The sequence below is a fragment of the Antarcticirhabdus aurantiaca genome, from assembly GCF_009765365.1.
GTDB classification, from domain to species: Bacteria; Pseudomonadota; Alphaproteobacteria; order Rhizobiales; family Rhizobiaceae; genus Antarcticirhabdus; species Antarcticirhabdus aurantiaca.
The window spans coordinates 155,647-180,143 of the sequence record NZ_VTOM01000006.1 but is presented as its reverse complement, the minus strand read 5'-3'; the positions used below and the strand labels follow the sequence as shown (position 1 = coordinate 180,143).

At 70.4% G+C, this 24,497-nt stretch carries 25 protein-coding genes; 11 read left to right on the top strand and 14 right to left on the bottom strand.

All coding sequences use genetic code 11. The annotated features are described in order from the left end of the window. Nucleotides 1-63: 63 nt before the first annotated feature. From msrB to FZN60_RS09270, 3 genes are all read left to right on the top strand, one after another. Complete coding sequence (gene msrB, locus FZN60_RS09280) at nucleotides 64-576, top strand: peptide-methionine (R)-S-oxide reductase MsrB (RefSeq protein ID WP_158873193.1); 513 nt, start codon at nucleotides 64-66, stop codon at nucleotides 574-576. 141 nt (nucleotides 577-717) lie between these two features. After that, complete coding sequence (locus FZN60_RS09275; protein ID WP_158873192.1) at nucleotides 718-1,146, top strand: Hsp20 family protein; 429 nt, start codon at nucleotides 718-720, stop codon at nucleotides 1,144-1,146. 43 nt (nucleotides 1,147-1,189) lie between these two features. After that, nucleotides 1,190-1,441 (top strand): BQ00720 family protein, encoded by a 252-nt coding sequence (locus FZN60_RS09270; RefSeq protein WP_158873191.1) that lies wholly within the window; start codon nucleotides 1,190-1,192, stop codon nucleotides 1,439-1,441. 107 nt (nucleotides 1,442-1,548) lie between these two features. Here the strand turns inward: FZN60_RS09270 and ptsN are convergent, their stop codons facing one another. From ptsN to lptC, 6 genes are all read right to left on the bottom strand, one after another. Continuing rightward, the gene (ptsN, locus tag FZN60_RS09265) at nucleotides 1,549-2,013 is read right to left on the bottom strand and encodes a PTS IIA-like nitrogen regulatory protein PtsN (RefSeq protein WP_158873298.1); all 465 of its coding nucleotides are present in this window, start codon (nucleotides 2,011-2,013) and stop codon (nucleotides 1,549-1,551) included. Nucleotides 2,014-2,083: 70 nt separating this feature from the next. Continuing rightward, entirely contained in the window at nucleotides 2,084-2,668 is a 585-nt protein-coding gene (gene hpf, locus FZN60_RS09260; protein ID WP_158873190.1) for a ribosome hibernation-promoting factor, HPF/YfiA family, read from the bottom strand. Nucleotides 2,669-2,960: 292 nt separating this feature from the next. Continuing rightward, entirely contained in the window at nucleotides 2,961-4,493 is a 1,533-nt protein-coding gene (gene rpoN, locus FZN60_RS09255; protein WP_158873189.1) for an RNA polymerase factor sigma-54, read from the bottom strand. 136 nt (nucleotides 4,494-4,629) lie between these two features. Continuing rightward, nucleotides 4,630-5,472 carry an LPS export ABC transporter ATP-binding protein gene (gene lptB / locus FZN60_RS09250; protein WP_422570275.1) on the bottom strand — a complete coding sequence of 281 codons (843 nt, stop codon included), beginning with the start codon at nucleotides 5,470-5,472 and terminating at the stop codon, nucleotides 4,630-4,632. Nucleotides 5,473-5,620: 148 nt separating this feature from the next. Continuing rightward, on the bottom strand, nucleotides 5,621-6,217 hold the full coding sequence (locus FZN60_RS09245; protein ID WP_158873188.1) for an LptA/OstA family protein: 597 nt from the start codon (nucleotides 6,215-6,217) through the stop codon (nucleotides 5,621-5,623). Between the two features lie 9 nt (nucleotides 6,218-6,226). Continuing rightward, nucleotides 6,227-6,934 (bottom strand): LPS export ABC transporter periplasmic protein LptC, encoded by a 708-nt coding sequence (lptC, locus tag FZN60_RS09240; RefSeq protein WP_158873187.1) that lies wholly within the window; start codon nucleotides 6,932-6,934, stop codon nucleotides 6,227-6,229. Between the two features lie 292 nt (nucleotides 6,935-7,226). Between lptC and sppA the strand changes: the two genes are divergently transcribed. From sppA to FZN60_RS09225, 3 genes are all read left to right on the top strand, one after another. Further along, nucleotides 7,227-8,177 (top strand): signal peptide peptidase SppA, encoded by a 951-nt coding sequence (sppA, locus tag FZN60_RS09235; RefSeq protein WP_158873186.1) that lies wholly within the window; start codon nucleotides 7,227-7,229, stop codon nucleotides 8,175-8,177. Nucleotides 8,178-8,280: 103 nt separating this feature from the next. Beyond that, entirely contained in the window at nucleotides 8,281-8,562 is a 282-nt protein-coding gene (locus tag FZN60_RS09230) for an integration host factor subunit beta (protein WP_158873185.1), read from the top strand. 114 nt (nucleotides 8,563-8,676) lie between these two features. Next, the gene (locus FZN60_RS09225; RefSeq protein WP_158873184.1) at nucleotides 8,677-9,096 is read left to right on the top strand and encodes a LapA family protein; all 420 of its coding nucleotides are present in this window, start codon (nucleotides 8,677-8,679) and stop codon (nucleotides 9,094-9,096) included. A 193-nt stretch (nucleotides 9,097-9,289) separates the two neighbouring features. Here FZN60_RS09225 and FZN60_RS09220 read toward each other — a convergent pair whose 3' ends face one another. Then, nucleotides 9,290-9,769, bottom strand: coding sequence for an SRPBCC family protein (locus FZN60_RS09220; protein WP_158873183.1), 480 nt, complete (start codon nucleotides 9,767-9,769; stop codon nucleotides 9,290-9,292). A gap of 192 nt (nucleotides 9,770-9,961) precedes the next feature. Between FZN60_RS09220 and FZN60_RS09215 the strand changes: the two genes are divergently transcribed. The 5 genes from FZN60_RS09215 (at nucleotide 9,962) to olsB (ending at nucleotide 14,509) form a co-directional block, all read left to right on the top strand. Next, entirely contained in the window at nucleotides 9,962-10,999 is a 1,038-nt protein-coding gene (locus FZN60_RS09215) for an RsmD family RNA methyltransferase (protein ID WP_422570128.1), read from the top strand. After that, the gene (locus tag FZN60_RS09210; protein WP_158873182.1) at nucleotides 10,992-11,846 is read left to right on the top strand and encodes a TrmH family RNA methyltransferase; all 855 of its coding nucleotides are present in this window, start codon (nucleotides 10,992-10,994) and stop codon (nucleotides 11,844-11,846) included. Before FZN60_RS09215 ends, FZN60_RS09210 begins: the two co-directional genes overlap by 8 nt. Then, nucleotides 11,843-12,364 carry a signal peptidase II gene (gene lspA, locus FZN60_RS09205; RefSeq protein WP_158873181.1) on the top strand — a complete coding sequence of 174 codons (522 nt, stop codon included), beginning with the start codon at nucleotides 11,843-11,845 and terminating at the stop codon, nucleotides 12,362-12,364. The genes FZN60_RS09210 and lspA overlap by 4 nt, the downstream gene beginning before the upstream one ends. A gap of 56 nt (nucleotides 12,365-12,420) precedes the next feature. Further along, nucleotides 12,421-13,422: an acrylyl-CoA reductase (NADPH) gene (acuI, locus tag FZN60_RS09200; protein WP_158873180.1), complete on the top strand. Its 1,002-nt coding sequence runs from the start codon at nucleotides 12,421-12,423 to the stop codon at nucleotides 13,420-13,422. Nucleotides 13,423-13,558: 136 nt separating this feature from the next. Beyond that, entirely contained in the window at nucleotides 13,559-14,509 is a 951-nt protein-coding gene (gene olsB, locus FZN60_RS09195; protein WP_158873179.1) for a l-ornithine N(alpha)-acyltransferase, read from the top strand. Nucleotides 14,510-14,812: 303 nt separating this feature from the next. Here the strand turns inward: olsB and pnp are convergent, their stop codons facing one another. The 7 genes from pnp to FZN60_RS09160 all read right to left on the bottom strand — a co-directional run bounded on the left by pnp (nucleotide 14,813) and on the right by FZN60_RS09160 (nucleotide 24,491). Continuing rightward, a complete protein-coding gene (gene pnp, locus FZN60_RS09190) occupies nucleotides 14,813-16,951 on the bottom strand; it encodes a polyribonucleotide nucleotidyltransferase (RefSeq protein ID WP_158873295.1) in 2,139 nt (712 codons plus the stop codon). 328 nt (nucleotides 16,952-17,279) lie between these two features. After that, on the bottom strand, nucleotides 17,280-17,549 hold the full coding sequence (rpsO, locus tag FZN60_RS09185; RefSeq protein WP_158873178.1) for a 30S ribosomal protein S15: 270 nt from the start codon (nucleotides 17,547-17,549) through the stop codon (nucleotides 17,280-17,282). A gap of 157 nt (nucleotides 17,550-17,706) precedes the next feature. Beyond that, nucleotides 17,707-18,666, bottom strand: a complete 960-nt coding sequence (locus tag FZN60_RS09180; RefSeq protein ID WP_158873177.1) for an alpha/beta hydrolase — start codon at nucleotides 18,664-18,666, stop codon at nucleotides 17,707-17,709. Nucleotides 18,667-18,891: 225 nt separating this feature from the next. Continuing rightward, on the bottom strand, nucleotides 18,892-19,878 hold the full coding sequence (truB, locus tag FZN60_RS09175; RefSeq protein ID WP_158873176.1) for a tRNA pseudouridine(55) synthase TruB: 987 nt from the start codon (nucleotides 19,876-19,878) through the stop codon (nucleotides 18,892-18,894). After that, complete coding sequence (rbfA, locus tag FZN60_RS09170) at nucleotides 19,878-20,312, bottom strand: 30S ribosome-binding factor RbfA (RefSeq protein WP_158873175.1); 435 nt, start codon at nucleotides 20,310-20,312, stop codon at nucleotides 19,878-19,880. The genes truB and rbfA overlap by 1 nt, the downstream gene beginning before the upstream one ends. Nucleotides 20,313-20,450: 138 nt before the next feature. After that, nucleotides 20,451-23,798, bottom strand: a complete 3,348-nt coding sequence (gene infB, locus FZN60_RS09165; protein ID WP_158873174.1) for a translation initiation factor IF-2 — start codon at nucleotides 23,796-23,798, stop codon at nucleotides 20,451-20,453. Further along, complete coding sequence (locus FZN60_RS09160) at nucleotides 23,799-24,491, bottom strand: RNA-binding protein (RefSeq protein WP_158873173.1); 693 nt, start codon at nucleotides 24,489-24,491, stop codon at nucleotides 23,799-23,801. Nucleotides 24,492-24,497: the final 6 nt, after the last annotated feature.

Sequence of the window (24,497 nt, the reverse complement as noted above, 5' to 3'; positions counted from 1 at the left end):
GCTGGCGCCGGCTCTCGCGCATTCCATATCGGATCGTTCCCCCAGGCAGAGGACATGCCCGCCATGCACCGCCGCACCTTCCTTTTGTCCGGCACCGCGCTTCTCGCGACGATCGCGGCCGGCGGCTTCGGCCTCTTGCGCGCCGCGGGCGCGGCCGCCGCCGAGACCTTCCCCGTGTCCTTCACCGTGGACGAGTGGAAGAAGCGCTTGTCGCCCGAGGCCTTCGCGGTCCTGCGGGAGGAGGCGACGGAGCGCCCCTTCACGAGCGCGCTCAACAACAACAAGAAGGAGGGCATCTACCACTGCGCCGGCTGCGACGCGGCGGTCTACTCCTCCGCGGCGAAGTACGATTCGGGCACCGGCTGGCCGAGCTTCTGGCAGCCGATCTCGTCCGAGGTGATCGGCACGCGCACCGACTACGTCCTCGTCTACCCGCGCACCGAGGTGCATTGCGCGAACTGCGGCGGGCATTTCGGCCACATCTTCGACGACGGCCCGCCGCCGACCGGCCAGCGTCACTGCCTGAACGGCGTCGCGCTGCGCTTTGCGCCGGGGTCCGAGGCGGTCGCCGGCTGAGGTCGGAGGCCATAAACCATCGCGGTCTCAAGCCGTTGAATCCAGGGGGCCGGCACATCATATTGATGTCGTGAACGAGGGAAACGGTGCCGAACTCAGGGCCGCTTCCTTCCGGGTCGCTTGTATGAAGGACGACAAGGCATGAGCCGGTTGACGCCGTTTTCGAGCCCGCTCCTGATCGGTTTCGACAGCGTCGAGCGGACATTGGAGCGACTGGGCAAGGGGAGCGACGGCTATCCGCCCTATAACATCGAGCGGCTGCGCGGCGCGAGCAAGGAGGAGGGCAACCTCCTGCGGATCACGCTGGCGGTCGCGGGCTTCCGACCGGAGGACCTCGAAGTGACGCTGGAAGAAAACCAGCTCACCGTCCGAGGCCGCCAGACCGAGGACAAGGACCGCGACTTCCTCCATCGGGGGATCGCTGCCCGGCAGTTCCAGAAGGGCTTCCTCCTCGCCGAAGGCATGCGCGTCGTGGGCGCGCAGCTGCGGAACGGATTGCTGCTCATCGACCTTGCCAAACCAGAGCCCGAGCGCCTTGTCCGTCGGATCGAAATCGCTGTCGAGGACTGACGGGTCCGGTCAAAACCGTTTGCCTCTTGAAGGAGACGACATCATGAACCTCGAGAACCACTCCGTCACGCAGAACGAGCTCGCCCGCATCGGCGACGGTTCCATCGCCTATCTGCGCCGCATGTCCTCGGACGATATCCGCGCCAAGTTTCCCGCCGCCCAGGCCATCCAGCCGGGTTTGAAGCTCTGGGCGCTGTTCTCCGCCGACGGCACCCCGCTGGCGGTCTCCGACGACCGCACGAGCATCCTGGCCAGCGCCAGCGCCAACGAGCTGCAGACCGTCAGCATCCACTGATCGGACGGCCGTCGCGGAGCCAGTCCGCGACCCTGATACAAAAACCGGCGGCGTTCTGGCGAACGCGCCGGTTTTTTCATGTCTGGACGTCAGGTGTTCCGCGCTGGTCAGGCGGCGTTCTGCGAGGCGCCGGCGGTCATGGCGGCGAAGATCGAGCCGGCATCGCGCGAGGCCCGGATCTGCGAGACGATCTCGGGATTGCGCAGGAGCCGCGCCACCTTGGACAGCGCCTTCAGGTGGTCGGCGCCCGAATTCTCGGGCGCCAGAAGCAGGAAGACGAGATCCACCGGCTGATCGTCCAGCGCGTCGAAGTCCACCGGCCGCACCAGGCGCGCGAAGACGCCCGTGATGTGCGGCAGGGCGTCCAGCTTGCCGTGGGGAATGGCGATGCCGTTGCCCACCCCGGTGGAGCCCAGCTTCTCGCGCTGCAGGATCGTCTCGAAGACGTCCCGCTCGTCGAGGCCGTAAAGGCCGGCCGCGTGTTCGGCAAGGTCCTGGAGGACCTGCTTCTTCGAGTTGGCCTTCATGCCCGGCACGATGGCGTCGGGTCCGATGAGGTTTATGATCTCTATCGCCATTTTACCTTCCGCTCGTCGCGCGGACCCGCCGGCACCGGTATGGGACGCGAAGCTTGCGTGATCCTCAACCGCCGCTGTTGACGGCGGCGGTGTCGATCCAACCGAAATGACCGTCCTTGCGTCGATAAACGACGTTGACGACGCCGCTGCCGGCGTTCCGGAACACCACGACAGGGCCGTCCTGGCGGTCGAGCTCCATCACGGCGCCCGCGACCGACAGGGTGCGCACCGACAGCGACGTTTCCGCTACGATCGTCGGAGCGTAGTCGGTCGGCACCTCGTCCTCGTCGTCGGGGATCGCCTCGACGACGGAGTAGGCGGCCATCTCCTCGCGGACCGCACCGCTGGCTGCGGCGTGGTGATCCTTCAAGCGCCGCTTGTAGCGCCGCAGGCGCTTCTCGATGCGCTCGGCGGCGTCGGCGAAGCTCGCCTCGGGGTCGTGGGCCTCGCCCGCGGCCTGGAAGACGACGCCGGTGTCGAGATGAAGCTTGCAGTCGGTGGCGAAGCGCGGCCCCTCCTTCGACACGACCACCGTGCCGGAGAAGTTTCCATCGAAGTACTTCGCGACCGCCTCGTTGAGGCGCTCGTCGATCCGGGTGCGGAATGCCTCTCCGACATCCATGTGCTTGCCCGATACGCGCAGACTCATGCTGCTGCTCCTTCCCTTGTGTTCCGGGATGAAACCCGCGATCGGCCCGAACGATCCGCCGGATCGTAAGGGTTCGGCGCGCGTGTCTCCCGCGGGGAACCTATGCTTCGTTCCCTATCGGTCGAGCCGTGCCGACGCTGCCTTGAGCATCGGCGCGCTGCCTCCTGGTCGGGGTCGGCTTGGGCGGGATGCCTCCCGCCCCGTAGAAGTGGCGCCTCATAGGAAGCTTCACCCTCTCCTGTCAACAAAGCGCGGGCATGGCAGGGTCCCGCCCGCCCGTCCCGGCCGCGCCTCACGAGGCCAACCGGCGCGCCTTCATCTCGCGCCGGCGCTGGATGGAGGAGGCGATGCCCATGCCCTCGCGATACTTGGCGACGGTGCGGCGGGCGACCTCGACGCCGTCCTCGGCGAGCTTCTCGGCGATCTCGTCGTCGGACAGGACGCGCCCGTCGCGCTCGCCCTCGATCATCAGCCGGATGCGCAGCTTCACCGCTTCGGCCGAATGCGCGTCGCCCCCGCCGGTGGCGGGAATGGCGTTGGTGAAGAAGAACTTCATCTCGAAGGTGCCGCGCGGGGTCGCGACGTACTTGTTGTTGGTGACGCGGCTCACCGTCGATTCGTGCATGCCGATCGCTTGCGCGACGGCGGCGAGCGTCATCGGCTTCAGCGCCGACAGGCCGTGGGCGAGAAAGCCGTCCTGGCGCCGGGCGATCTCGACGGCGACCTTCAGGATCGTGCGCGCCCGCTGGTCGAGCGAGCGCACCAGCCATTGCGCCGACTGCTGGCGCTCGGCGAGCCAGGCGCGGTCCTCCTCGCGCGGCGCGGCGCCCTGGCCGGCCAGAACCGTTTCGGCATAATCGCCGCGCACCAGGACGCGCGGGAGCGCCTCCGGGTTCAGCTCGACCCGCCAGCCGCCCTCCGGCGCTTCCTCCACCACGACGTCCGGCACGACGGCCTCGCCCGGATCGCTCGCGAAGGCGTGACCGGGCTTGGGGTCGAGGCGGCGGATCTCGGACAAGGCTTCGAGCAGTCCCTCGTCGTCCTCGCCGGTCAGCCGCTTCAGGCTGGCGAAGTCGCGGCGGGCGAGGAGGTCGAGATTGTCGAGGATCGCCGCCATCACGGGATCGTAGCGGTTCAGCCGCTTCAGCTGGATCGCGAGGCATTCGGCGAGGTCGCGGGCAAAGAGGCCGGCAGGCTCCGCCTCGGCCTGAAGCCGCGCCAGCATGGCCTCGGCTCGCGCGGGATTCACCCCGAGCGCGTCGAGCTCCGCTGCCTCGAAGCGCAGGTAGCCCGCTTCGTCGAGATGGGCGGCGAGGCTTTCGGCCAGGCGGCGCTCGACGGGGTCGGACAGGAGGTCGGCGATCTCGGCGAGCGCGTGGGCGAGAAGCGAAGGGCGGCCCTCGGCGAAGTCCTCGACCGAGCCGTCGAAGGCGCCGCCGGCGGATGCGTCGCGCAGGCGCGTGTCCGGCGCGGCGGGGCCGGGCCCGTGGCTCGCGCCCTCGCCGGCATGGGCCGCGCCGGGGGAGACATCCTCCAGCCGCGCGGCGAGCCCGTCGGCAAAGGCCTCGTCGTGCTCGGCCCGTCCGGTGAGCGGGCTCTCGCTCGCGGCGAGGGACGCCGGGGGAGGCGGGTCGAGGCCGTCGGCGGGCTGGACTGGCGCGCCCGCGCCGCCCGCCTCCAGAAGCGGGTTGCGCTCGATCTCGGCCTCGATGAAGCTCGACAGCTCCGACTGGCTGTACTGCAGCAGCCGGATCGACTGCAGCAGCTGCGGCGTCATGACGAGCGACTGCGTCTGACGGAGCTGGAGCTTGGCGGACAAGGCCATCGGACGCAGCGTCCTCCCTGGAGACCGGGCCGGCCGCCCTCCGAAGGGCGATCGACGCCGGGCCATCAAAGCTGGTCCGGAACTTGCCTGTCAATCGGCCGTCCCCCGCTCTTCACGGGGTCGTGGCGACAACTTGTCAGAAGGTGAACTGATCGCCCAGGTAGAAGCGGCGCACGTCGGCGTTGTCGACGATCTCCTGCGGGCTGCCCTCCGTCAGGACGGCGCCGGCATGCATGATATAGGCGCGATCGATGAGGCCGAGCGTTTCGCGCACGTTGTGGTCGGTGATGAGGACGCCGATGCCGCGCTGCGTCAGGTGGCGCACCAGCGCCTGGATGTCCGATACCGCGATCGGATCGACGCCGGCGAAGGGCTCGTCGAGCAGCATGAAGCCGGGGCGCGTGGCGAGCGCCCGAGCGATCTCGAGGCGGCGGCGCTCGCCGCCCGAAAGCGCGGTCGAGGGCGATTTCCTCAGATGCTCGATGTGGAACTCTTCGAGAAGCGCGGTCAGCTGCTCCTCGAGGGCACGGCGGTCCGGCTCGACCACCTCCAGGACGGCGCGGATGTTGTCCTCCACCGACAGGCCGCGGAAGATCGAGGCCTCCTGCGGCAGGTAGCCGATGCCGAGCCGGGCGCGGCGATACATCGGAACCCCGGTGATGTCGTGCCCGTCGAGGTGGATGCGGCCGGCATCCACCGGCACGAGGCCGGTGATCATGTAGAAGCAGGTGGTCTTGCCGGCGCCGTTCGGGCCGAGGAGGCCGACCGCCTCGCCGCGCCGCACGACGAGGCCGACGTCGTGGACGACGCGGCGGCCGCGATAGGTCTTGGTGAGGCCGCTCGCCGACAGCGTGCCGCGCACGCCGACCGTGGGATCGCGCGAGAAGCCTTCCTCGAGTTCGGCGAGAAGGTCGGCCGGGCTCTGCTGGCCCGTCGCCGGGCGGCGAGCGGCGGCGCCGGGCATGCCGCCGGTTGTCATGCTGGTCACGGACATCTCCGCAGTCTGGCGTTGCCGCACGTGCGGCAAGGCCCGCCACCGGGGCCGGCGGCGCGAAGCCGCGGCCCAGCGGGCGGGCATGATTTCAGATGCGGGGCGCGGCCGGCACGCGGCGGGCCCCGCCGCCCGGTCAGTTGCGCGCGGCCGCACCCTGGCCGGGCGTCAGGACCATCTTCACGCGGCCGTTGCCGCCCTGGTTGCCGCCGCCGCAGGCGCTTTCGAGGCGGGCGACGCCAGTGTCCATCTTGATCGTCAGGCGGCAGCCTTCGGCGACGTTCTCGCCCTGCGTCAGGACGACGTTGCCGTTCATGACGACGACCTGGCTCTTCATGTCGAAATTGGCGTTGTCGGCCGAGGCGAGCTGGTCGGCGGCGCGCACGCGCACGTTTCCGGCCGCTTCCAGGCGCTCGATCTGGCCCGAGCCACCGGGCGCGGCCGAGGCGGCGGAGGGCTTGGCCCCGCCTTCGGCGCCGCGCACGTAGTGGACGACGAGGCGGTCGGCGACGAGCTGCGTCTCGTTCTGCGACACCGTCACCTTGCCGGTGAAGGTCGCCACCGCCTGCGCGTCGTCGACGTCGAGCGCTTCCGACTCGATCGCGATCGGCTGGTCGCCGGAGACCTGGAGGCCGCCGAAGTTCTGACCGAACCCTTGCGCGGCGGCGGGCACGGCCGCGAGGAGGCCGAGTGCCAGGGCCGCGGCGGCAGGCGAGCGGAAGGGCGTCTTCATCGTGTCAGCTCAGTTTTGCGCGGAGGCGAGGTCGTCATCGGACGTCCCGGCGGCGTGGGTGGATCGGGGTTGCAGGATCATCTTCAGTCCGCCTGAGAATCGCAAGCGGTCGCCGTTCTCGGACACCGACACGGCGCCGGCGTCGATGGACTGGGTGGCGGTGCGAATCGCGACCGGACCTTCGCCGTCGAGCGTGCCGGCCGCCGGGCGCAGGGTCGCGCGGCTGAGCTCGATCGTCATGCCGTCCGAGGTCGCGACGTGGATCGCGTCGCTCAGGAGCAGCGTTTCGGTGCCGGCATCGTAGTGTCCGCCGCGGGCCGTGATGTCGACGCTGAGGTCGTTCGACACGGCGAGGCGGGCGCTGACGCCCTCGAGGTCCACGCCGCTGCCGTCGATTGCCTGGACGGCGCGCTCGGCGCTCATGGAATAGGGGCGGTTCGACTTGTCGAAGCCGTCGATGCGCGGCCCGTCCATGACGATGCGCCCGTCCTCGATGCCGGCGGAGGCGAGCGACAGGTTCTCCGGCATGGCCCGCGCCAGCCAGGTGACGCCCACCCCGACGAGAACGATCAGCGCGGCGAACACGGGAAGGCCGAGCTTCAGGAGGCGCACCACGCGCGAATGCCGGCGGGCCCGCGCGAACTCGCGCGCGAGGCGCGTCGATTCGCCACCGAGGGTCGTCGTCGGCACCGCCGGGACGGCGGCCGGTCGCTGCATCGAAGTCAAAGCCAAACGTCCATCCTGGTCCGTGATCTCTCCGTACGGCAGGGCGCGCGAACGCGCCTCGCCGGAACGGGGATCCGTTCCGGCGAGGCGTGCTGCAGGAATATGGGGATAATGCGTCCGCTTCGCACCCCCTGCAACCTCCCCGTCCGCATCGATCAAAGCATTCGCGACCAAATGCGGCCTCGCCTTTCGCCGAAGAAGGGGACGGGATATGGACGGGCCGCGGGCAGCCGGGCACCTCCAGCCTTTCTCGCGCATTTCGGTTTCTGGAAGGTTTCTTCGCATGGCGCTCTCGCCCGACGACATGATCGACAGGCGCCGCCTGCGCCGCAAGCTCGGCTTCTGGCGCGTGGCCGCGATCCTGGTCGCGGCGCTGGCGGTTCTGGCGCTGCCCTTCGCCGCCGGCTGGACGGGCAAGCCCGCGACGGTCGGGATCGACCAGATCGCCCGCGTTTCGGTCGAAGGGCTGATCACCGAGGACCGCGACCTCCTCGAGCTCCTCGACCGCCTCGCCGAGGACGACTACGTCAAGGCGGTGATCGTCCGGGTGGATTCGCCCGGCGGCACGACGGTCGGGGGCGAGACGATCTTCAACGCCCTGCGCCGCATCGCGGAAACGAAGCCGGTGGTCGCCGAGGTCGGCACGCTCGCGGCGTCGGCCGGCTACCTCATCGCCATGGCGAGCGACCACATTGTCGCCCACGACACGTCCATCGTCGGCTCCATCGGCGTCATCTTCCAGTACGTCGACGCCTCGAAGCTGCTGTCGACGATCGGCGTCGACGTCCTGGCGGTGAAGTCCTCGCCGATGAAGGCGGAGCCCTCGCCCTTTGCGCCGGCGCCCCCTGAGTCGATCGAGATGATCCGGCGGATGATTCTCGATTCCTATGCCTGGTTCGTCGGGCTCGTCGCCGAGCGCCGCGGCTTCACGCAGGCCGAGGCCCAGGTGCTCGCCGACGGCTCGGTCTGGACGGGGCGCCAGGCGCTGGAGCGCCGCCTCATCGACGCGCTCGGGGGCGAGGACGCCGCGCGCGCGTGGCTCGAAAAGGAGCGCGGCATCCCGGCCGGCACCGCGATCGTCGACCGCGAGCCCGACAAGGACGGCTACGGCATCCCGCTGCTCGGCGGGGCGAAGGCGCTCGTCCTGTCCACGATCGGCCTCGACCCGACGATCGCCGAGCCGATGACCGGCCTCGTCTCGCTCTGGAGCCCGGGAACCCCGGGCGCCCCTTAGCCGGCCCATTCGAATTCCCGCCGCACCTGCTTCCGCGGGCCTGCGGCGGATTGATCGGGTTCCGACTATCGGGTTAAAAAGGCCGAGCACGAAGGAGCTGCCCGTGATCAAATCCGAACTCGTCCAGACCATCGCGAGCAAGAATCCGCATCTCTACCAGCGCGACGTCGAGACGATCGTCAACGCGATCTTCGACGAGATCACCGAAGCGCTGGCCGAATCGAACCGCGTCGAGCTGCGCGGCTTCGGCGCCTTCTCCGTGAAGAACCGGCCGCCCCGCTCGGGCCGCAACCCGCGCACCGGCGAAGCGGTCAGCGTCGAGGAGAAGTGGGTTCCCTTCTTCAAGGCCGGCAAGGAACTGCGCGAGCGCCTGAACTCGGACTGAGGCCCGATCGCAGCCGGCGCGCCGCCGATCGGACCCGCCCGCGGATTGACGCGGCGGGTTGCGCCTCCATACTTGCCTGACGGTTCGGCTCAGCGCGCTACACAAACGGGTTCCATGTTCGGACGCATCCTTTCCCTGATCATCCTCGTGCCGCTGGCGGTGTTGCTGGTGGTGTTCTGCGTGGCCAACCGCGACGCGGTCCCGGTCTCGCTCGACCCGCTCGGCACCATGCCGCAGTTCGTGTTCCAGGTTCCGCTGTTCATCCTCCTGATGGCGACGGTGATCCTGGGCGTCGTTCTCGGCGGCATCGGCACCTGGTTCACGCAGGCGCATTACCGCCGCAAGTCCTGGAAGCGGAAGTACGAGCTGGAGAAGCTGCGCCGCGAGGCCGAGGAAAGCCGCGAGCGCCTGCGCATGCTCGACGAGGAGCGCGAGCGCACCAACCTCGCCGGCCGTCCCGCCCCGAACGGCAGCGCCTTGGCCGTGACCTCGGCCGGACCGTCGACGCCGCTGATCGGCAGCCGGGCGGCCTGATCCCGCGCAATTCTTTCGCAGTACGAGGCGCAGTTCCGCTCGCCCGCCTGCGGGAGAGGATGGCCGGCGAAGCCGGTCGGGTGAGGGTGTCCGTCGCGCAGCGCCCCGGCGGGCGCTGTTTGCCGCGGCCGTCAAGAACGACCCTCATCCCCCTGCCGGGACCTTCTCCCGCCAGCGGGAGAAGGAACGCAGGTCACACCGCCTCGGCCGTTCCCTCCGCCGTGGCATTTCCGCCCGAGACCTTCGCCGCGAAGGCGTCGAAGAACTGACCCGACAGCTTCTTGGCCGAAGAGTCGATCAGGCGGCCGCCGAGCTGGGCGATCTTGCCGCCGACCTGGGCGCTGACGGAATAGGTGAGGATCGTGGCGTCGGGCCCGTCCTCGGCCAGGTGCACGTCCGCGCCGCCCTTGGCGAAGCCCGCGATGCCGCCCTTGCCTTCGCCGACGATCGAGTAGCTTTCCGGCGCGACGATGTTCTCCAGCCGCACCTCGCCGGTGAACGTCGCCTTGACCGGCCCGACCTTGGCGACGACGGTCGCCGCCATCTGGTTCTCGCCGGTCTTCTCCAGCTTCTCGCAGCCGGGGATGCAGGCCTTGAGGACGTCCGGGTCGTTCAGCGCTTCCCACACCGTCTGGCGCGGCGCCGGCAGTCGGTATTCGCCCTTGAGATCCATGAAGCTTTCCGCCTTTCGGTTTCGTCCGGAGCCGCGCTTCGAGCCTCGCGAACTCCTCCCGGCACGACTTATGGAGCCTGCGCCCCCCTGCCCACAAGCCGGACAAAGGGCGAGGACGCACGCCACGGCCTTTTCTCGGCCATGCCGAGCGGCTAAGGCGTCAGCCATGACCAAGTCCCGGATTGACCCGTCGTGAGCCGCAACCGCCGACAGGGCGAGCGCGAGCGCGGCCCCGCGCGAGGCGAGCGCGCCGCCCCGGCCGCGCCGCCGCCGGCGCCCGCGCCCATGCCGACGCGCATGGAGCTGCCGGCTCCGACCGGTCCGCGCCCGCCCGAGACCGGCCCGCTGATCCTGACCGTCGAGCCGGGCGACACCTACGCGCTTCTCGACTCCGGCGCCGGGGAGAAGCTGGAGCGCTACGGCCGCCTCGCGATCCGTCGGCCGGAGAACCAGGCGATCTGGCCGCGCCGTTTGCCCGACGCCGAATGGGAGGACGTCGACGCCGCGTTCACCGGCGACACCGACGAGGAGGGGACGGGCCGCTGGCGGTTCCCGCGCGGCGCCTTCGGCGAGACCTGGGAGCTCGACTATCGAGGCCTGCCCTATCTCGGCCGCTTCACCTCCTTCCGCCACGTCGGCGTCTTTCCCGAGCAGGCGGCGCATTGGGACTTCGCGGCGGAGGCCATTCGAGGCGCCGGCCGCCCGATCCGCCTCCTCAACCTCTTCGGCTATACCGGCCTCGCCTCGCTGACGGCCGCGCAGGCCGGTGCCGAGGTGACCCACGTCGACGCCTCGAAGAAGGCGATCGGCTGGGCCCGCGAGAACGCCGAAATGGCGGACATGGGCGGCGCGCCGATTCGCTGGATCTGCGAGGACGCCGTTCGCTACGCCGAGCGCGAGGTGCGCCGCGGCAATGCCTACGAGGCGATCGTGCTCGACCCGCCGAAGTTCGGCCGCGGCCCCAAGGGCGAGACATGGCAGCTCTTCGAGGACCTGCCCTATCTCCTCTCGCTCGTGCGCGCGCTCCTGTCGGACAAGCCGCTCTTCGTGATCCTCACCGCCTATTCGATCCGCGCCTCCTTCTTCTCGCTCTCGGCCCTGATGGGCGAGGCGATGCGCGGGCGGGGCGGCCAACTCCAATCGGGCGAGCTCGTCATCCGCGAGGCGGGCGCCGAGCCCCGGCTCCTCTCCACATCCCTCTTCTCGCGCTGGACCCCCACACATGGCTGACCGCCCCGAACGACACGACAGGGGCACCGTCGCGCCCGGCCGGGTGAAGGAGGTCACCAGCGTCTCCAACCCGATTGTCAAGGACATCCGCGGACTCGCGCTGAAGAAGAACCGCGACGAGACCGGGCTCTTCCTCGCCGAGGGGCTGAAGCTCGTCCTCGACGCGCTCGACGCGGGCTGGCGCATCCGCACCCTGGTGATCTCCAAGGCGGCCGATACCGACGGCCTCGTCGGGCGGGTCGCCGCGCGCACCGTCGCGGCCGGCGCCGACGTGTTGGAAGCCAACAACAAGGTGCTGGAGGCGATCACCCGGCGCGACAATCCCCAGAACGTCGTCGGCGTCTTCGAGAAGCGCTTCGCGAGCCTTGGCCGCCTCGACTTCGGCGCCGACGGCGTGGTGGTCGCGCTCGACCGGGTGCGCGATCCCGGCAATCTCGGCACGATCCTCAGGACCGCCGACGCCGTCGGCGCCAAGGGCGTCGTGCTCGTCGGCGAGACCGTCGATCCGTTCTCCATGGAAACGGTGCGCGCCACCATGGGCTCGATCTTCTCCGTACCCGTCGCCAAGGTGTCCGAGGACGCCTTTCTCGACTGGCGGAAGGGCTTCAAGGGTCTCGTCGCCGGCACCCACATGAAGGCGAGCGAGGACTACCGGGCGCCGGCCTATGCCGGCCGCCCCGTCTGCCTCCTCATGGGCAACGAGCAGGCGGGCCTGACGGACCGGCTCGCGGATAGCTGCGACACGCTCCTGCGCATCCCGCAGGCGGGCCGCGCCGACAGCCTCAACCTCGCGGTCGCGACCGCCCTCATGCTCTTCGAAGCGCGTCGAAAGGCGCTGACCCTGTGACCGCCGCGTCGTCCGTCCGCCATCCCTTCGGCTTTTCCGCCGCCGTCATCCTCGTCACCGTCGTCCTCGACCAGGCGGTGAAGGCGCTCGTCGTGGCGAAGATGGAGCTCGGCTCGGCGATCGAGCTCCTGCCGTTCTTCGCGCTCCTTCACGCCCGCAACGAGGGCATCGCCTTCTCGATGTTTTCGGGTCTGGAGGACTGGGGCCTCGCGCTCCTCGCGCTCGCCGTCCTTTGCTTCGTCGGCTGGCTCTGGTGGAAGACGCCGGCCGAGCGGAAATGGTCGCATCTCGCCTTCGCGCTCATCGTCGGCGGCGCCATCGGCAACCTCATCGACCGCGTCCGGCTCGGCTACGTCGTCGACTACTTCTTCTTCCACACGCCGGTGTTCACCTTCGCGGTCTTCAACCTCGCCGACACCTTCATCACGGTCGGCGCCGGCCTCCTGATCCTCGACGAGTTCGTCGTCGCGCAGCGGGAGAAGAAGGCCGCCGCCGGGGAAAAGCGCGCCGCCGATTGACTTCGGGAGAGCGGCGCCCTCCCTTGGAAGCCGAACGAACGGGGAGGGGAGGACCCATGGCCGACGCGTTTCGCGCGATTCTGATCTCGCGGGGAGAGGACAAGAGCCAGCGCGTCGAGCGCGTGACGCTCAGTGCCGAGGACCTCATGGACGGGGACGTCGACGTCGCCGTCGAGGCGTCGACGGTCAATTACAAGGACGGCCTCGCCATCACCGGCAAGGCGCCGGTGGTGCGGCGCTGGCCGATGATCCCCGGCGTCGACTTCGCCGGCACGGTGATCGCCTCGCGCAATTCCAAATGGCGCGAGGGCGACAAGGTCATCCTCAACGGCTGGGGCACCGGCGAGACGCATCTCGGCGCCTATGCGACCCGCGCCCGCGTCAAGGGCGAGTGGCTGGTGCGCCTGCCGGACGCCTTCACGCCGCACGAGGCCATGGCGATCGGCACGGCCGGCTACACCGCGATGATGGCGGTGATCGCGCTGGAGCGCCACGGCCTGACGCCGGCCGACGGCCCGGCCCTGGTGACGGGCGCGGCGGGCGGCGTCGGCTCGGTCGCCGTCGCGCTCCTCGCCCGGCTCGGCTGGCACGTCGTCGCCTCGACGGGGCGCGCGTCGGAGGAAGGCGACTACCTTCGCGGTCTCGGCGCGGCCGAGATCATCGAGCGCTCGGAACTTGGCGGTGAGGGCAAGCCCTTGATGAAGGAGCGCTGGGCGGCCGGCATCGACGCCGTCGGCGGCCGGACCCTCGCCAACGCCCTGGCCTCCACGCGCTATCACGGGGCGATCGCCGCCTGCGGCCTCGCCCAGAGCATGGACCTGCCCGCCACGGTCGCGCCCTTCATCCTGCGCGGCGTCTCGCTTCTCGGCATCGATTCGGTCATGGCCCCGCTCGCGCGCCGCGAGGAAGCCTGGACGCGTCTCGCCGCCGACCTCGATCGCGACACGCTCGCCGCGATGACGCGCACGATCGGCTTCTCGCAGGTCGAGGAGGTCGCCCGCGCCATCGTCGAGGGCCAAGTGCGCGGCCGCGTCGTGGTCGATATGGCGCGGGACTGACGGGGGCCCGGTCAGCCGCGCCGCCACCGCTATCGCCACCGCTGCCGGGTCACAAAAGTTTCGCTCCGCGCCGCTAGGAGGGGCGCGCGCGGCGAGACCGCCGCTGAACGCCGCGATGCTGGGAGCTGAGCCACCGATGAGCACCGTTTCGGCCGACACGATCGATCATCCGCCCGCGGGAGCCGGCGCGCCGTTCCAGAAGGGCCAGACCCTTCTGCGCCGCGCGCTGGTTCCGCTGATGGGCGGGCTCGCGACCGCGGGGCCGCGCAACCGGCGCTTCGATCCGGACGCGCGGCTCCTCGGCCGCATCGGGCCGCTGGTCGTGCGCCTCGCCCGCTCGGCCGCCGAGCTGCGGGCGGCGCAGGCGCTGCGCTACGCCGTGTTCTTCGAGGAGATGAGCGCGCGGCCCTCGCCGATCCAGCGCCTGACCAAGCGGGATTCCGATCCTTTCGACCGCTTCTGCGACCACCTGCTCGTGATCGACGAGACGCTGCCCGGTCCGGACGCCGAGCGCATCGTCGGCACCTATCGCCTGCACGGCCCCGAGGCCGCGGCCAAGGCGCGCCGCTATTACTCGGAGGACGAGTTCGACCTCGCCCCCATGCTGCGCCGCCACGCCGATCGCCGCTTCCTGGAACTCGGCCGCTCCTGCGTCCTCAAGCCCTATCGCAGCAAGCGGACGGTGGAACTGCTCTGGCAGGGCATCTGGGCCTATGTCGTGGCGAATCGCATCGACGCCATGTTCGGCTGCGCTTCGCTTGAGGGCGTCGACCCGGCCGCGCTTGCCGAGCCGCTCGCCTTCCTGCGCGAGCACGCGCCCCCGCCCGCGGAGTGGCAGGTATCGGCCCGGTCCGGCCGGGCCGTCCGCCTGCCGCCGAACGCGGCCTGCTCCGATCCCCGCCGGGCGATGACGACGCTGCCGCCGCTCCTCAAGGGGTATCTGCGCCTCGGCGGCTTCATCTCCCCCGAGCCCGTGATCGACGCTCGCTTCGGTACGACCGACGTCCTCGTCGTGCTCCTGCGCGAGCGCATCAACCCCCGTTATGTCGGCCACTACGGCGAGAGCGCCGACCGCTTCGCGGCCTAACCGCCACGTCAACGCCGCTCCCTTCCCGCCGCTGGCGGGAGAAGGTGCCGGCAGCGGGGTGAGGGTGCGAATGACGGGCGAGACCCGTGGCTCGCCCTGGGGCGGCGAAGCCGCAATGGCGCTGGGTCGAAGGGTCTCGGCTTGGCCGCTTTGCGGCCGACACCCTCACCCGCCGAGCTCACGCTCGGCACCCTCTCCCGCAAGCGGGCGAGGGGAGTGCCTCCTTCGGGACAGGCCCGCTTGACGAAAAAAGGGGCGGCGCCTCGCGGCACCGCCCCTTTTCTTGTTCCGATCGAGGCAGCCTCAGGCGGCCGCGTCGTCGTTGCCGGACTTCTTGATCTCCTCGCCGGTCGCCTGATCGACGACCTTCATGGAGAGGCGGACCTTGCCGCGCTCGTCGAAGCCCATGAGCTTGACCCAGACCTTCTGGCCTTCCTTGACGACGTCCTGCGTCTTCTGGACCCGGTCGGCGGCGAGCTGCGAGATGTGGACGAGGCCGTCGCGCGAACCGAAGAAGTTCACGAAGGCGCCGAACTCGACGCACTTCACGACGGTGCCCTCGTAGACCGCGCCGATCTCGGGCTCGGCCACGATCGAGTGGATCCACTTGCGGGCCGCCTCGATCTCCTTGCCGGAGGCGGAAGCGATCTTCACCGTGCCGTCGTCCTCGATGTTGATCTTGGCGCCGGTCTTCTCGACGATCTCGCGGATCACCTTGCCGCCCGAGCCGATCACGTCGCGGATCTTGTCGGTCGGGATCTGCATGACCTCGATGCGGGGCGCGAACTCGCCGAGCTCGGCGCGCGCCTCGCCCAGGGCCTTCGACATCTCGTCGAGGATGTGCAGGCGACCGCCTTCGGCCTGCTCGAGGGCGATCTTCATGATCTCCTCGGTGATGCCCTGGATCTTGATGTCCATCTGCAGCGAGGTGATGCCGTTGGCGGTGCCGGCCACCTTGAAGTCCATGTCGCCGAGGTGGTCCTCGTCGCCCAGGATGTCGGAAAGCACCGCGAAGCGCTCACCCTCGAGGATGAGGCCCATGGCGATGCCCGCCACGGGGCGCTGCAGCGGAACGCCGGCGTCCATGAGGGCCAGCGAGGTGCCGCAGACGGTGGCCATGGAGGACGAGCCGTTCGACTCGGTGATCTCCGAGACCGCGCGGATCGTGTAGGGGAACTGCTCGGGGGCCGGCAGCATCGGGCGGATGGCGCGCCAGGCGAGCTTGCCGTGGCCGATCTCGCGACGGCCGGGCGAGCCCATGCGGCCCGTCTCGCCGACGGAGAAGGGCGGGAAGTTGTAGTGGAGGAGGAAGCGCTCCTTGTAGGTGCCGGTCAGGGCATCCACGAACTGCTCGTCCTCGCCGGTGCCCAAGGTGGCGACGACCAGCGCCTGCGTCTCGCCGCGGGTGAAGAGGGCCGAGCCGTGGGTGCGCGGCAGGATGCCGGCCTCGGCGACGATCTGGCGGACCGTCTTGAGGTCGCGGCCGTCGATGCGGTGTCCCGTGTCGAGGATGTTCCAGCGGACGATCTTCGCCTGGAGCTCCTTGAACACCGAGCCGACCTGCTCCTTGGTGTAGGCCGGAGCCTCGGCACCCTCGGGCAGGAAGTGCGACGTCACCTTCTTCTTGGCGGCGTCGACGGCGGCGTAGCGCGCCTGCTTGTCGGTGATCTTGTAGGCTTCGCGCAGGTCGCCCTCGACGACGCCGAGCATCTCGGTCTCGAGCGCCGAATAGTCCGGCGCCTTGTGCTCGCGCGGCTCCTTGGCGGCGTGCTCGGCCAGCTTGATGATCGCGTCGATCACCGGCTGGAAGCCCTTGTGGCCGAAGGTCACGGCGCCGAGCATGATCTCCTCGGAGAGCTCCTGCGCCTCCGACTCGACCATGAGCACGGCCTCGTCGGTGCCGGCGACGACGAGGTCGAGCTTCGACTCGCTCATCTCGTCGACGTGCGGGTTCAGCTTGTACTCGCCGCCGATGTAGCCGACGCGCGCCGCGCCGATCGGGCCCATGAAGGGCACGCCCGAGAGCGTGAGGGCGGCCGAGGCCGCGACCATGGCGAGGACGTCGGGATCGTTCTCCAGGTCATGCTGGAGGACGGTGACGACGACCTGGGTGTCGTTCTTGTAGCCGGCCGCGAAGAGCGGGCGGATCGGGCGGTCGATGAGGCGGGAGACCAGCGTCTCCTTCTCGCTCGGACGGCCTTCGCGCTTGAAGAAGCCGCCGGGGATCTTGCCCGCGGCGTAGGTCTTCTCCTGGTAGTTCACCGTCAGCGGGAAGAAGTCGAAGCCGGCTTTCGGCTGCTTCTCGGACACGACGGTGGCGAGAACGACAGTCTCGCCGTAGCTGGCGAGAACGGCGCCGTCGGCCTGGCGGGCGACCTTGCCGGTCTCGAGGGTGAGCGGGCGGCCGGCCCAGTCGACTTCGACCTTGTGCGTCTTGAACATGGACATGTCTTGCCTTTGCTTGGCGCCGGATCGGTTCTCGAAACCGAAAAAGCGGCGGAAACCGCCCGCCGGCGCAGGATCTCGTTGAACGGGCCACGGGCAAGACGACAGGACGCTCGAAAACGAAGGGAAGCGAGCGTCCGGCAATCCTGCCCCATGACCGTCGGTTGATGCGGTCTCGCCCGGCGTCCCGCGTCACGTCGCGGATCTGTGCGGGGCGGGGCATTGGCTGAGGTGGCCCGCGGCGGGGGAGCGCTTCGCTCCCGGCGCCGGAGGCCGGATCGTGCCGCGCCCGTTTCTCGGCGAGCGGCGCGGGAGGCGTGCGGCCTTAGCGGCGCAGGCCGAGGCGGCCGATGAGCGCCTGGTAGCGATCTTCCTCGCGCGACTTCAGGTAGTCGAGGAGGCGACGGCGCTGCGAGACCATCTTCAGGAGACCACGACGGGAGTGGTTGTCCTTCTTGTGGTCCTTGAAGTGCTCGGTGAGGTTGGAGATGCGCTCGGAGAGCAGCGCCACCTGGACTTCCGGCGAACCGGTATCGCCTTCCTTGGTGGCATATTCCTTGAGCAGCTCGGCCTTGCGCTCGGGCGTGATCGACATCGTGTTCCCCTTTCTTCGGTGGTGAGGGTTCGGGTTCGCCCGGCGCCGGGATGTCGTCCAGCGCGGGTCGCGAAAACGGGCAAAGGGCCGCGTTCCCCTGAGGGAGCGGCCCCGGACAAGTGCCCGCCGCCGATATAAGCGATCGGCCCGACGAATGCTAGGCCGGGCGAACGGCCCCGACCCGGGAGAGGAATTCGGCGATCTCGCCCTGCAGCCGGTTCGTGTCGGCGATCCAGCCGCCCATCTGGAGAAAGGCGTGGATCATGCGCGGATGGTGCCGGTGCTCGACGCCGACGCCCGTCGCCGCCAGCTTGTCGCCATAGGCGATGCCCTCGTCGCGCAGGGGATCGAGACCGCAGGTGACGAGAAGCGCCGGCGGCAGGCCGGCGAGATCGTCGCAAAGGAGCGGCGAGGCGAGGGGGCTCGCGCGGGTCGCCGCGTCCGGAACGGTGGAGGAGATCTCGAAGGCGAGCGAATCGCGCGTCATGACGTTGCCCTCGTTCTCGGCGAGCGAGGGCCAGTCGCGGTCGAGCCGCAGGTCGGTGTTGGGATACAGGATGACCTGACCGAGAAGCGCGGGGCCGCCGGCGTCGCGGGCGAAGCGCGCGAGCACCGTCGCGTAGAGCCCGCCGACCGAATCGCCGCCGACAACGAGGCGCGCGGCGTCGAGGCCGAGCCGCTCGCCGTTCTGCGCGACGAAGCGCAGCGCCGCCCAGCCGTCCTCGTGCTGCGCCGGGAAGGGGTGCTCGGGTGCGAGACGATAGCCGACCGAGGCGATCGCCCAGTTCGTGCGGTTGGCGAGCGCGCGAAGGGCGGAATCGTGCGTCTCGATCGAGCCGGCGATCGCGCCGCCGCCGTGCATCCAGAGGAGCACGGGCGAGGCGCTGCCCGTCGCGGGACGGTAGAGGCGGATCGGGAGCACGGCCCCGTCCGGCCCCTTGGCCTCCACGTCGGTGACGGAGGCGATCGAGGAGGGCTCGCCGGAAAAGCGCGCGAGACCGACGACGTCGCGACGCGCCTTGGCGAGCCGCTCGGCGTCGGTCTTGGGCTCGGGCTCGTCGCGGCTGGCCTGCGCCATAGCGTCGAGAACGGCCTGGGCTTGCGGGTCGATGGTCACGAAGCGCGTCTCCTGGCAACGGGCATGCCCGCCCGCAATGCGCGGCGCATCGTTCGGTTGCCGCGCTGAACGCCGCGTCGCGGCCTCAGCGCAGGGGAAAGACGTAGAGGTCGATGCCCCTGTCCGCACTGGCCACGCAGCCGCTGCGCTGAAGCGGGCTGCCCAGCCATCCGCAGGTGTTGAGGGCTTGGGCGGCGGCCGCAACGCGGCGCCGCCCGCGGGACGTCATCCCTTGCCGCCGAAGACGCGCTTAGGCTTGAAGGCGCCTTCCTCGACGCTGCCGAGCGCGACGAGGCGGCCGTGCCCGACGGCATAGGCATCGTCCATGAAGGCGGGCGCGTCGCGCCCGCGCAGGAGCACCGGATTGCCGGCGAGGACCCGCGAGGCCTGGTCGGGCGTCAGCTGCACCTCGTAAAGGTCGGACAGCGCCGTCTCGACCGGCAGCATGAGCGAATCCAGCGGCCGGAAGTCGGTGACGCGCGCCTTGGCGCCCGCCTCCACCGCTTCGGCGTCGAGCGCTTCAAGGCCGGCATCGGCCGCCGCGTCGATCTCGGCGACGGTGACGAGGTCGTCCTCGTCGAAGGCGCCGACGGCCGTGCGGCGCAGGTCGACGATGTGGCCGAAGCAGCCGAGGTCGCGGCCCATGTCGCGGGCGATGGCGCGCACATAGGTGCCCTTGCCGCACTCGGCCTCGAAGACCGTGGTGGCATCATCCGGCATGTCGACGACGACGAGGCTGTGGACGGTGACGGTGCGCGCGGGGATCTCCACCGGCTCGCCGTCGCGGGCGAGGTCGTAGGCGCGGTTGCCCTCGATCTTGATCGCCGAGAAGGTCGGGGGCACCTGGGAAATCTCCCCGACGTAGCGCGGGATCAGCGCTTCGATCTCGGCGCGGCTCGGGCGCGCCTCGGAGGTGCGGACCTGCGGCCCTTCGAGGTCGTCGGTGGTGGTTTCCGCGCCCCAGCGGACGGTGAAGCGATAGGTCTTCTCGCCGTCCATGACGAAGGGCACGGTCTTCGTGGCGTCGCCGAGCGCGATCGGCAGCATGCCGGAGGCCAGGGGGTCGAGCGTGCCGGCGTGCCCCGCCTTCTGGGCGAAGAACAGCCACTTGATGCGCGACACCGCCTCGGTCGAGCCCATGCCGCGCGGCTTGTCGAAGATCACCCAGCCGTTGACCGGCCGGCCCTTGGGCTTGCGTCCCTGGCGCGCCATCAGCGGGTCTCCTCGCCGCCGGCCGCCTCGTCGGAGGCGTCGGCCCCGAGGTCGCGGGCGACCTCGGGCGAGCGCAGGAGCGCGTCGATGCGGGCGAAGTTGTCGAAGGAGGTGTCGGGTCGGAATCGCACTTCGGGCATGTACTTCATTTGCCGCAGGGCCGGGGAAAGTCGGCCGCGGATGAAACGGGCGTTGCGGTTGAGGGCCTCGATCTCGCGGCTCGTATCGGTCCGGCCGAGAACGGTGACGTAGGCGGTGGCGAGCTTCAGGTCCGGCGACATGCGGACCTCGGAGACGGAAACCAGCGCGTTCTCTAGCTCGGGATCGCGCATCTCGCCGCGACCGAGAACCTCGGTGAGGGCGTGGCGGACCTTCTCGCCGACGGAGAGCTGGCGCTGGGAGGGCCCTTTCGGGGTTTGATGATGCTTGGCCATGATTCTTCTTCCTGCCGGAGCGGGAGGCGGATCGGACGCCTTCGCCGTTCGGGGACAAACGCATGCAAGAAGCCCGGCGTTTCCACCGGGCTTTCGCGAAAGGATGCTGGGGCGCGACGGTTCGCGCCCCGTGGTGGATCAGAGCGTGCGGGCGACGTGCTCCACGCGGAAGCACTCGATGACGTCGCCTTGGCGGATGTCCTCGTAGTTCTGGAAGGCCATGCCGCACTCCTGGCCGCCGGGAACCTCGGCGACTTCGTCCTTGAAGCGCTTGAGGGTCTTGAGCGTGCCTTCGTGGATGACGACGCCGTCGCGGATGAGGCGCACGCCCGCACCGCGCTCGACCTTGCCTTCGGTGACGCGGCAACCCGCGACCTTGCCGATCTTGGTGATCTGGAAGACCTCCAGGATCTCGGCATTGCCGAGGAAGGTTTCGCGGCGCTCCGGCGACAGGAGGCCCGACATCGCCTGCTTCACGTCATCCACGAGGTCGTAGATGATGTTGTAGTAGCGAAGCTCGATGCCTTCGCGCTCGGCGGCCTGACGCGCCTGCGCGTTGGCGCGGACGTTGAAGCCGATGATCGCGGCGTTGGAGGCCGCGGCGAGCGACACGTCCGACTCGGTGATCGCGCCGGCGCCGGAATGAACGATCCGGGCCTGCACCTCGTCCGTGCCGAGCTTCTCGAGCGCCGTCGCGATGGCCTCGACCGAACCCTGCACGTCGCCCTTGATCACGAGCGGGAAGGTCTTGAGACCCGCGTCGGTGAGCTGACTCATCATCTGCTCGAGCGAGCCGCGCTGGCCGGCGGACTTGGCCACCGCCTTCTCGCGGGCGAGCCGCTGGCGGTACTCGGCGATCTCGCGCGCCTTGGCCTCGTTCTCGACCACCGCGAAGCGGTCGCCGGCCTGCGGCGTGCCCTGCATGCCGAGCACCTCGACGGGCATCGAGGGCGGGGCGGCCTTGAGCTGCTTGCCCTTGTCGTCGACGAGGGCGCGCACGCGGCCCCACTGGTCGCCGGCGACGATGATGTCGCCGGTCTTCAGCGTGCCGGCCTGGACGAGCACGGTCGCGACCGCGCCGCGGCCCTTGTCGAGCTGCGCCTCGATGACGACGCCCTCGGCGGTGCGGGCCGGATCGGCGCGCAGGTCCATCAGCTCGGCCTGGAGGATGATCGCCTCCAGGAGCTTGTCGAGGCCGGCGCCGGTCTTGGCGGACACCTCGACGTCGAGCACCTCGCCGCCCATGGACTCCACGAACACCTCGTGCTGGAGGAGCTGCGTGCGGACCCGCTGGGGATCGGCGGCCGGCTTGTCGACCTTGTTGATCGCCACGATGATCGGGACGCCCGCCGCCTTGGCATGGCTGATCGACTCGATCGTCTGCGGCATGACGGAATCGTCCGCCGCCACCACCAGGATGGCGATGTCGGTCGCCTGGGCGCCGCGGGCGCGCATCGCCGTGAAGGCGGCGTGGCCGGGCGTGTCGATGAACGAGATCTTCTGACCGTCGTGGTCGACCTGGTAGGCACCGATGTGCTGCGTGATGCCGCCGGCTTCGCCCGACACGACGCTGGTCTTGCGGATCGCGTCGAGGAGCGAGGTCTTGCCGTGGTCGACGTGGCCCATGATGGTGACGACCGGCGGACGCGCCTGCAGGAGCTCCGGATTGTCGGCGACGTTGAAGATGCCTTCTTCGACGTCCGACTCAGCCACGCGGCGGACCGTGTGGCCGAACTCGGCCGCGATGAGTTCCGCGAGGTCGGCGTCGATGATGTCGCCGGGCTTCAACATCTGCCCCTGCGCCATCAGGAACTTGATGACGTCCACGGCCCGCTCCGACATGCGGTTGGCGAGTTCCTGGATGCTGATGGTCTCTGGAATGATCACTTCGCGCGCAATCTTCTCGCGTGTCTGGTTCTGCTGCGAGCGCTTGAACTTCTCCTGCCGGCGCCGGATCGAGGAGAGCGAGCGTCCGCGCGCGCCGTCGTCGCCGACGAGGGCGCGGTCGAGCGTCAGCTTGCCGGACCGGCGGCCCGCATCCTCGCGGCCGGGGCGCGCGGGCTTGGCGGGATCGCTGCCGGGAGCCTTGGCCGCGACGCCGCGGCGAGCGCCGGCGGGACCGCGCGCGGCCCCGCGATCATCCTCGTCGGCCGTGCGACGGCGCGCGTCGGCGCGCACGGTGCGAGCGGCCGCGGCCTCGGCGTCGGCCGGATTGACGACGACGGGCGTGGCTTTCGAGCCGGCCGTGGTCGGCTTGGCGGCAGCTCTGCGCGCCGCATCGGCCTCGGCCTTCTTCTTGGCGGCGGCTTCGGCTTCCAGGCGCGCGGCCTCCTCGGCCTGACGGCGCTCGGATTCCTCGCGCTCGGCGCGGCGGCGCTCGTCCTCGGCGATGCGGCGGGCTTCCGCCTCGAGGAACAGGCGACGGTCCTCGACCTCGCGCTGGCGCGCCAGTTCGAGGGCGCGACGACGCGCGTCCATCTCCTTCGAGGACAGATCGGACAGCACCGCGCCGCGCGGCTGGCGGGCGCCGGGCGCCCCGCTCTGCGGGCGACGGTCGTCACGGCCGCCGGGGCGGTTGTTGCTGGGCTGCCCCGGGCGCTGGCCGCCGGGACCGGCATTGCGGTTCGGGCCGCCGGGCTGGCCCGGACGGTTGTTGGAAGAGGGCTGGCCCGGACGCTGGCCGTAGCCCGACGGAGCGCCCTGGCCGGGGCGCGCGGGCGCACTGCCGGTGGGACGGGCGGGCGCGCCGGTGGGCGCCGAAGCGGCGGGACGCGCCGGAGCCGAAGGCGCTGCCGGGCGCTGCGTCGCAGCGGGAGCGGCAGACGTCGCCGATGCCTGCGCGGCGGCGGGCGCCGTCGCGGCAGGCGCGCTCGACTCGGCAGCGGTGGGCGCCGAAGCGGTGTCCGGTGCGGCAGTCGCAGCCGGGCTCGACGGAGCGGCGGCAACGGGCGCCGCCGGAGCCTCGGGAGCCGGCGCGGTCGCGGCCGGTGCAGCGGGGGCAGCCGGAGCCGGAGTCTCGACCGCCGGGGCGGCAGCGACGGGCGCCTGAGCGGCGCTCTCGGCCGCGGGCGCCTCGACCGGCGTCGGCGCGGGAGCCGGTGCCTGCGCGGCTGGCGCGGCAGCGGTCGCCGTCGGCGCCTCCGGGGCCACCGCGGCGGGTGCCGGGGCCGGGCTCGACGGGGCAGCCGGAGCCGCGACCGGCGCCTCGGGGGCAGCCGTCACCGGGGCCGCCACCGCGGCAGCCTCCGGCGTCGCGCCGGGCGCGCGCGGCTTGAGACCGGCCGCGACAGCGGGCGCAGCCGCGACGGGCGCCGCGGGCTTGGCCGGCAGGCGGCTCTTCTTGGTCTCGACCACGACGTTCTTCGTCCGACCGTGGCTGAAGTTCTGCCGGACAGTCGACTGCTGGACGCCACCCGGCTTCAAGGACAGGGGCTTCTTCGTATTCACGCTCAGCGTCTTGTCGTCGCCGGACTTGGTATCGCTCATTTACGCTTCCGTTTCCTGCGCGGGGGTCGGCCCACGCCCATCATCCACATCGTCCGGGCTGTCGCCCCGGTAAATCGCGAGCGCTTCCAAGCGCTTCAAGCAAGCCAAGCCCGCGCTTCCGGCAAGGATGGCCGCATGTATCACATTCACCCCGCCGATGGCCAAACTCATTTCGGCCGACTCGAACAAACGAAACCGGGGAATTGCCGCATCGGCATCCCCGTTCGCGGCGGCGCGGCGGGCGCCGTCCATCTTGCGCAGGCCGTCCGGGGCGCCGTCCGACGCCTGGACGAGAACGAGCGCCTTGCCCGAGCGCACGGCCGCCTCGACCTTGGCCGCGCCCGACACGACCTGTCCCGCCTTGCGGGCGAGACCCATGCTTCCCAGCGCGCTCTGGGCGAGCAGCCGGTCGACCTCGTCGGCCAGCGTCTCGTCGGCGCGCACCTCGGCCTTCAGGGCCCGGCCGAAGAGCCGGCGCTTGACCGCCGTCTCGACGGCGGCGCGGCGGTTCTCGACGTTGGCGCCGCGTCCCGGCAGGCGCCGCCGCAGGTCCGGCACGACGCGTCCGTCGGGCGCGCGCACGAAGCGGATCATCGCCTCGGGGGCGAGGCGGGCGCGCGAGACGATGCACTGACGCTCGTTCACGATCCCGTCAGCCTCCTCGTCCCGCTCGATATCCACCGCCTCGGCCATGCGTCT

What these genes read in the sequence shown, in the direction of transcription:
- msrB (WP_158873193.1), top strand. Translation starts at nt 64, where the DNA reads ATGCACCGCCGCACCTTCCTTTTGTCCGGCACCGCGCTTCTCGCGACG.
- FZN60_RS09275 (WP_158873192.1), top strand. Translation starts at nt 718, where the DNA reads ATGAGCCGGTTGACGCCGTTTTCGAGCCCGCTCCTGATCGGTTTCGAC.
- FZN60_RS09270 (WP_158873191.1), top strand. Translation starts at nt 1,190, where the DNA reads ATGAACCTCGAGAACCACTCCGTCACGCAGAACGAGCTCGCCCGCATC.
- hpf (WP_158873190.1), bottom strand. Translation starts at nt 2,668, where the DNA reads ATGAGTCTGCGCGTATCGGGCAAGCACATGGATGTCGGAGAGGCATTC.
- rpoN (WP_158873189.1), bottom strand. Translation starts at nt 4,493, where the DNA reads ATGGCCTTGTCCGCCAAGCTCCAGCTCCGTCAGACGCAGTCGCTCGTC.
- lptB (WP_422570275.1), bottom strand. Translation starts at nt 5,472, where the DNA reads ATGACAACCGGCGGCATGCCCGGCGCCGCCGCTCGCCGCCCGGCGACG.
- FZN60_RS09245 (WP_158873188.1), bottom strand. Translation starts at nt 6,217, where the DNA reads ATGAAGACGCCCTTCCGCTCGCCTGCCGCCGCGGCCCTGGCACTCGGC.
- lptC (WP_158873187.1), bottom strand. Translation starts at nt 6,934, where the DNA reads ATGCAGCGACCGGCCGCCGTCCCGGCGGTGCCGACGACGACCCTCGGT.
- sppA (WP_158873186.1), top strand. Translation starts at nt 7,227, where the DNA reads ATGGCGCTCTCGCCCGACGACATGATCGACAGGCGCCGCCTGCGCCGC.
- FZN60_RS09225 (WP_158873184.1), top strand. Translation starts at nt 8,677, where the DNA reads ATGTTCGGACGCATCCTTTCCCTGATCATCCTCGTGCCGCTGGCGGTG.
- FZN60_RS09220 (WP_158873183.1), bottom strand. Translation starts at nt 9,769, where the DNA reads ATGGATCTCAAGGGCGAATACCGACTGCCGGCGCCGCGCCAGACGGTG.
- FZN60_RS09210 (WP_158873182.1), top strand. Translation starts at nt 10,992, where the DNA reads ATGGCTGACCGCCCCGAACGACACGACAGGGGCACCGTCGCGCCCGGC.
- acuI (WP_158873180.1), top strand. Translation starts at nt 12,421, where the DNA reads ATGGCCGACGCGTTTCGCGCGATTCTGATCTCGCGGGGAGAGGACAAG.
- olsB (WP_158873179.1), top strand. Translation starts at nt 13,559, where the DNA reads ATGAGCACCGTTTCGGCCGACACGATCGATCATCCGCCCGCGGGAGCC.
- pnp (WP_158873295.1), bottom strand. Translation starts at nt 16,951, where the DNA reads ATGTTCAAGACGCACAAGGTCGAAGTCGACTGGGCCGGCCGCCCGCTC.
- rpsO (WP_158873178.1), bottom strand. Translation starts at nt 17,549, where the DNA reads ATGTCGATCACGCCCGAGCGCAAGGCCGAGCTGCTCAAGGAATATGCC.
- truB (WP_158873176.1), bottom strand. Translation starts at nt 19,878, where the DNA reads ATGGCGCGCCAGGGACGCAAGCCCAAGGGCCGGCCGGTCAACGGCTGG.
- rbfA (WP_158873175.1), bottom strand. Translation starts at nt 20,312, where the DNA reads ATGGCCAAGCATCATCAAACCCCGAAAGGGCCCTCCCAGCGCCAGCTC.
- infB (WP_158873174.1), bottom strand. Translation starts at nt 23,798, where the DNA reads ATGAGCGATACCAAGTCCGGCGACGACAAGACGCTGAGCGTGAATACG.
- FZN60_RS09160 (WP_158873173.1), bottom strand. Translation starts at nt 24,491, where the DNA reads ATGGCCGAGGCGGTGGATATCGAGCGGGACGAGGAGGCTGACGGGATC.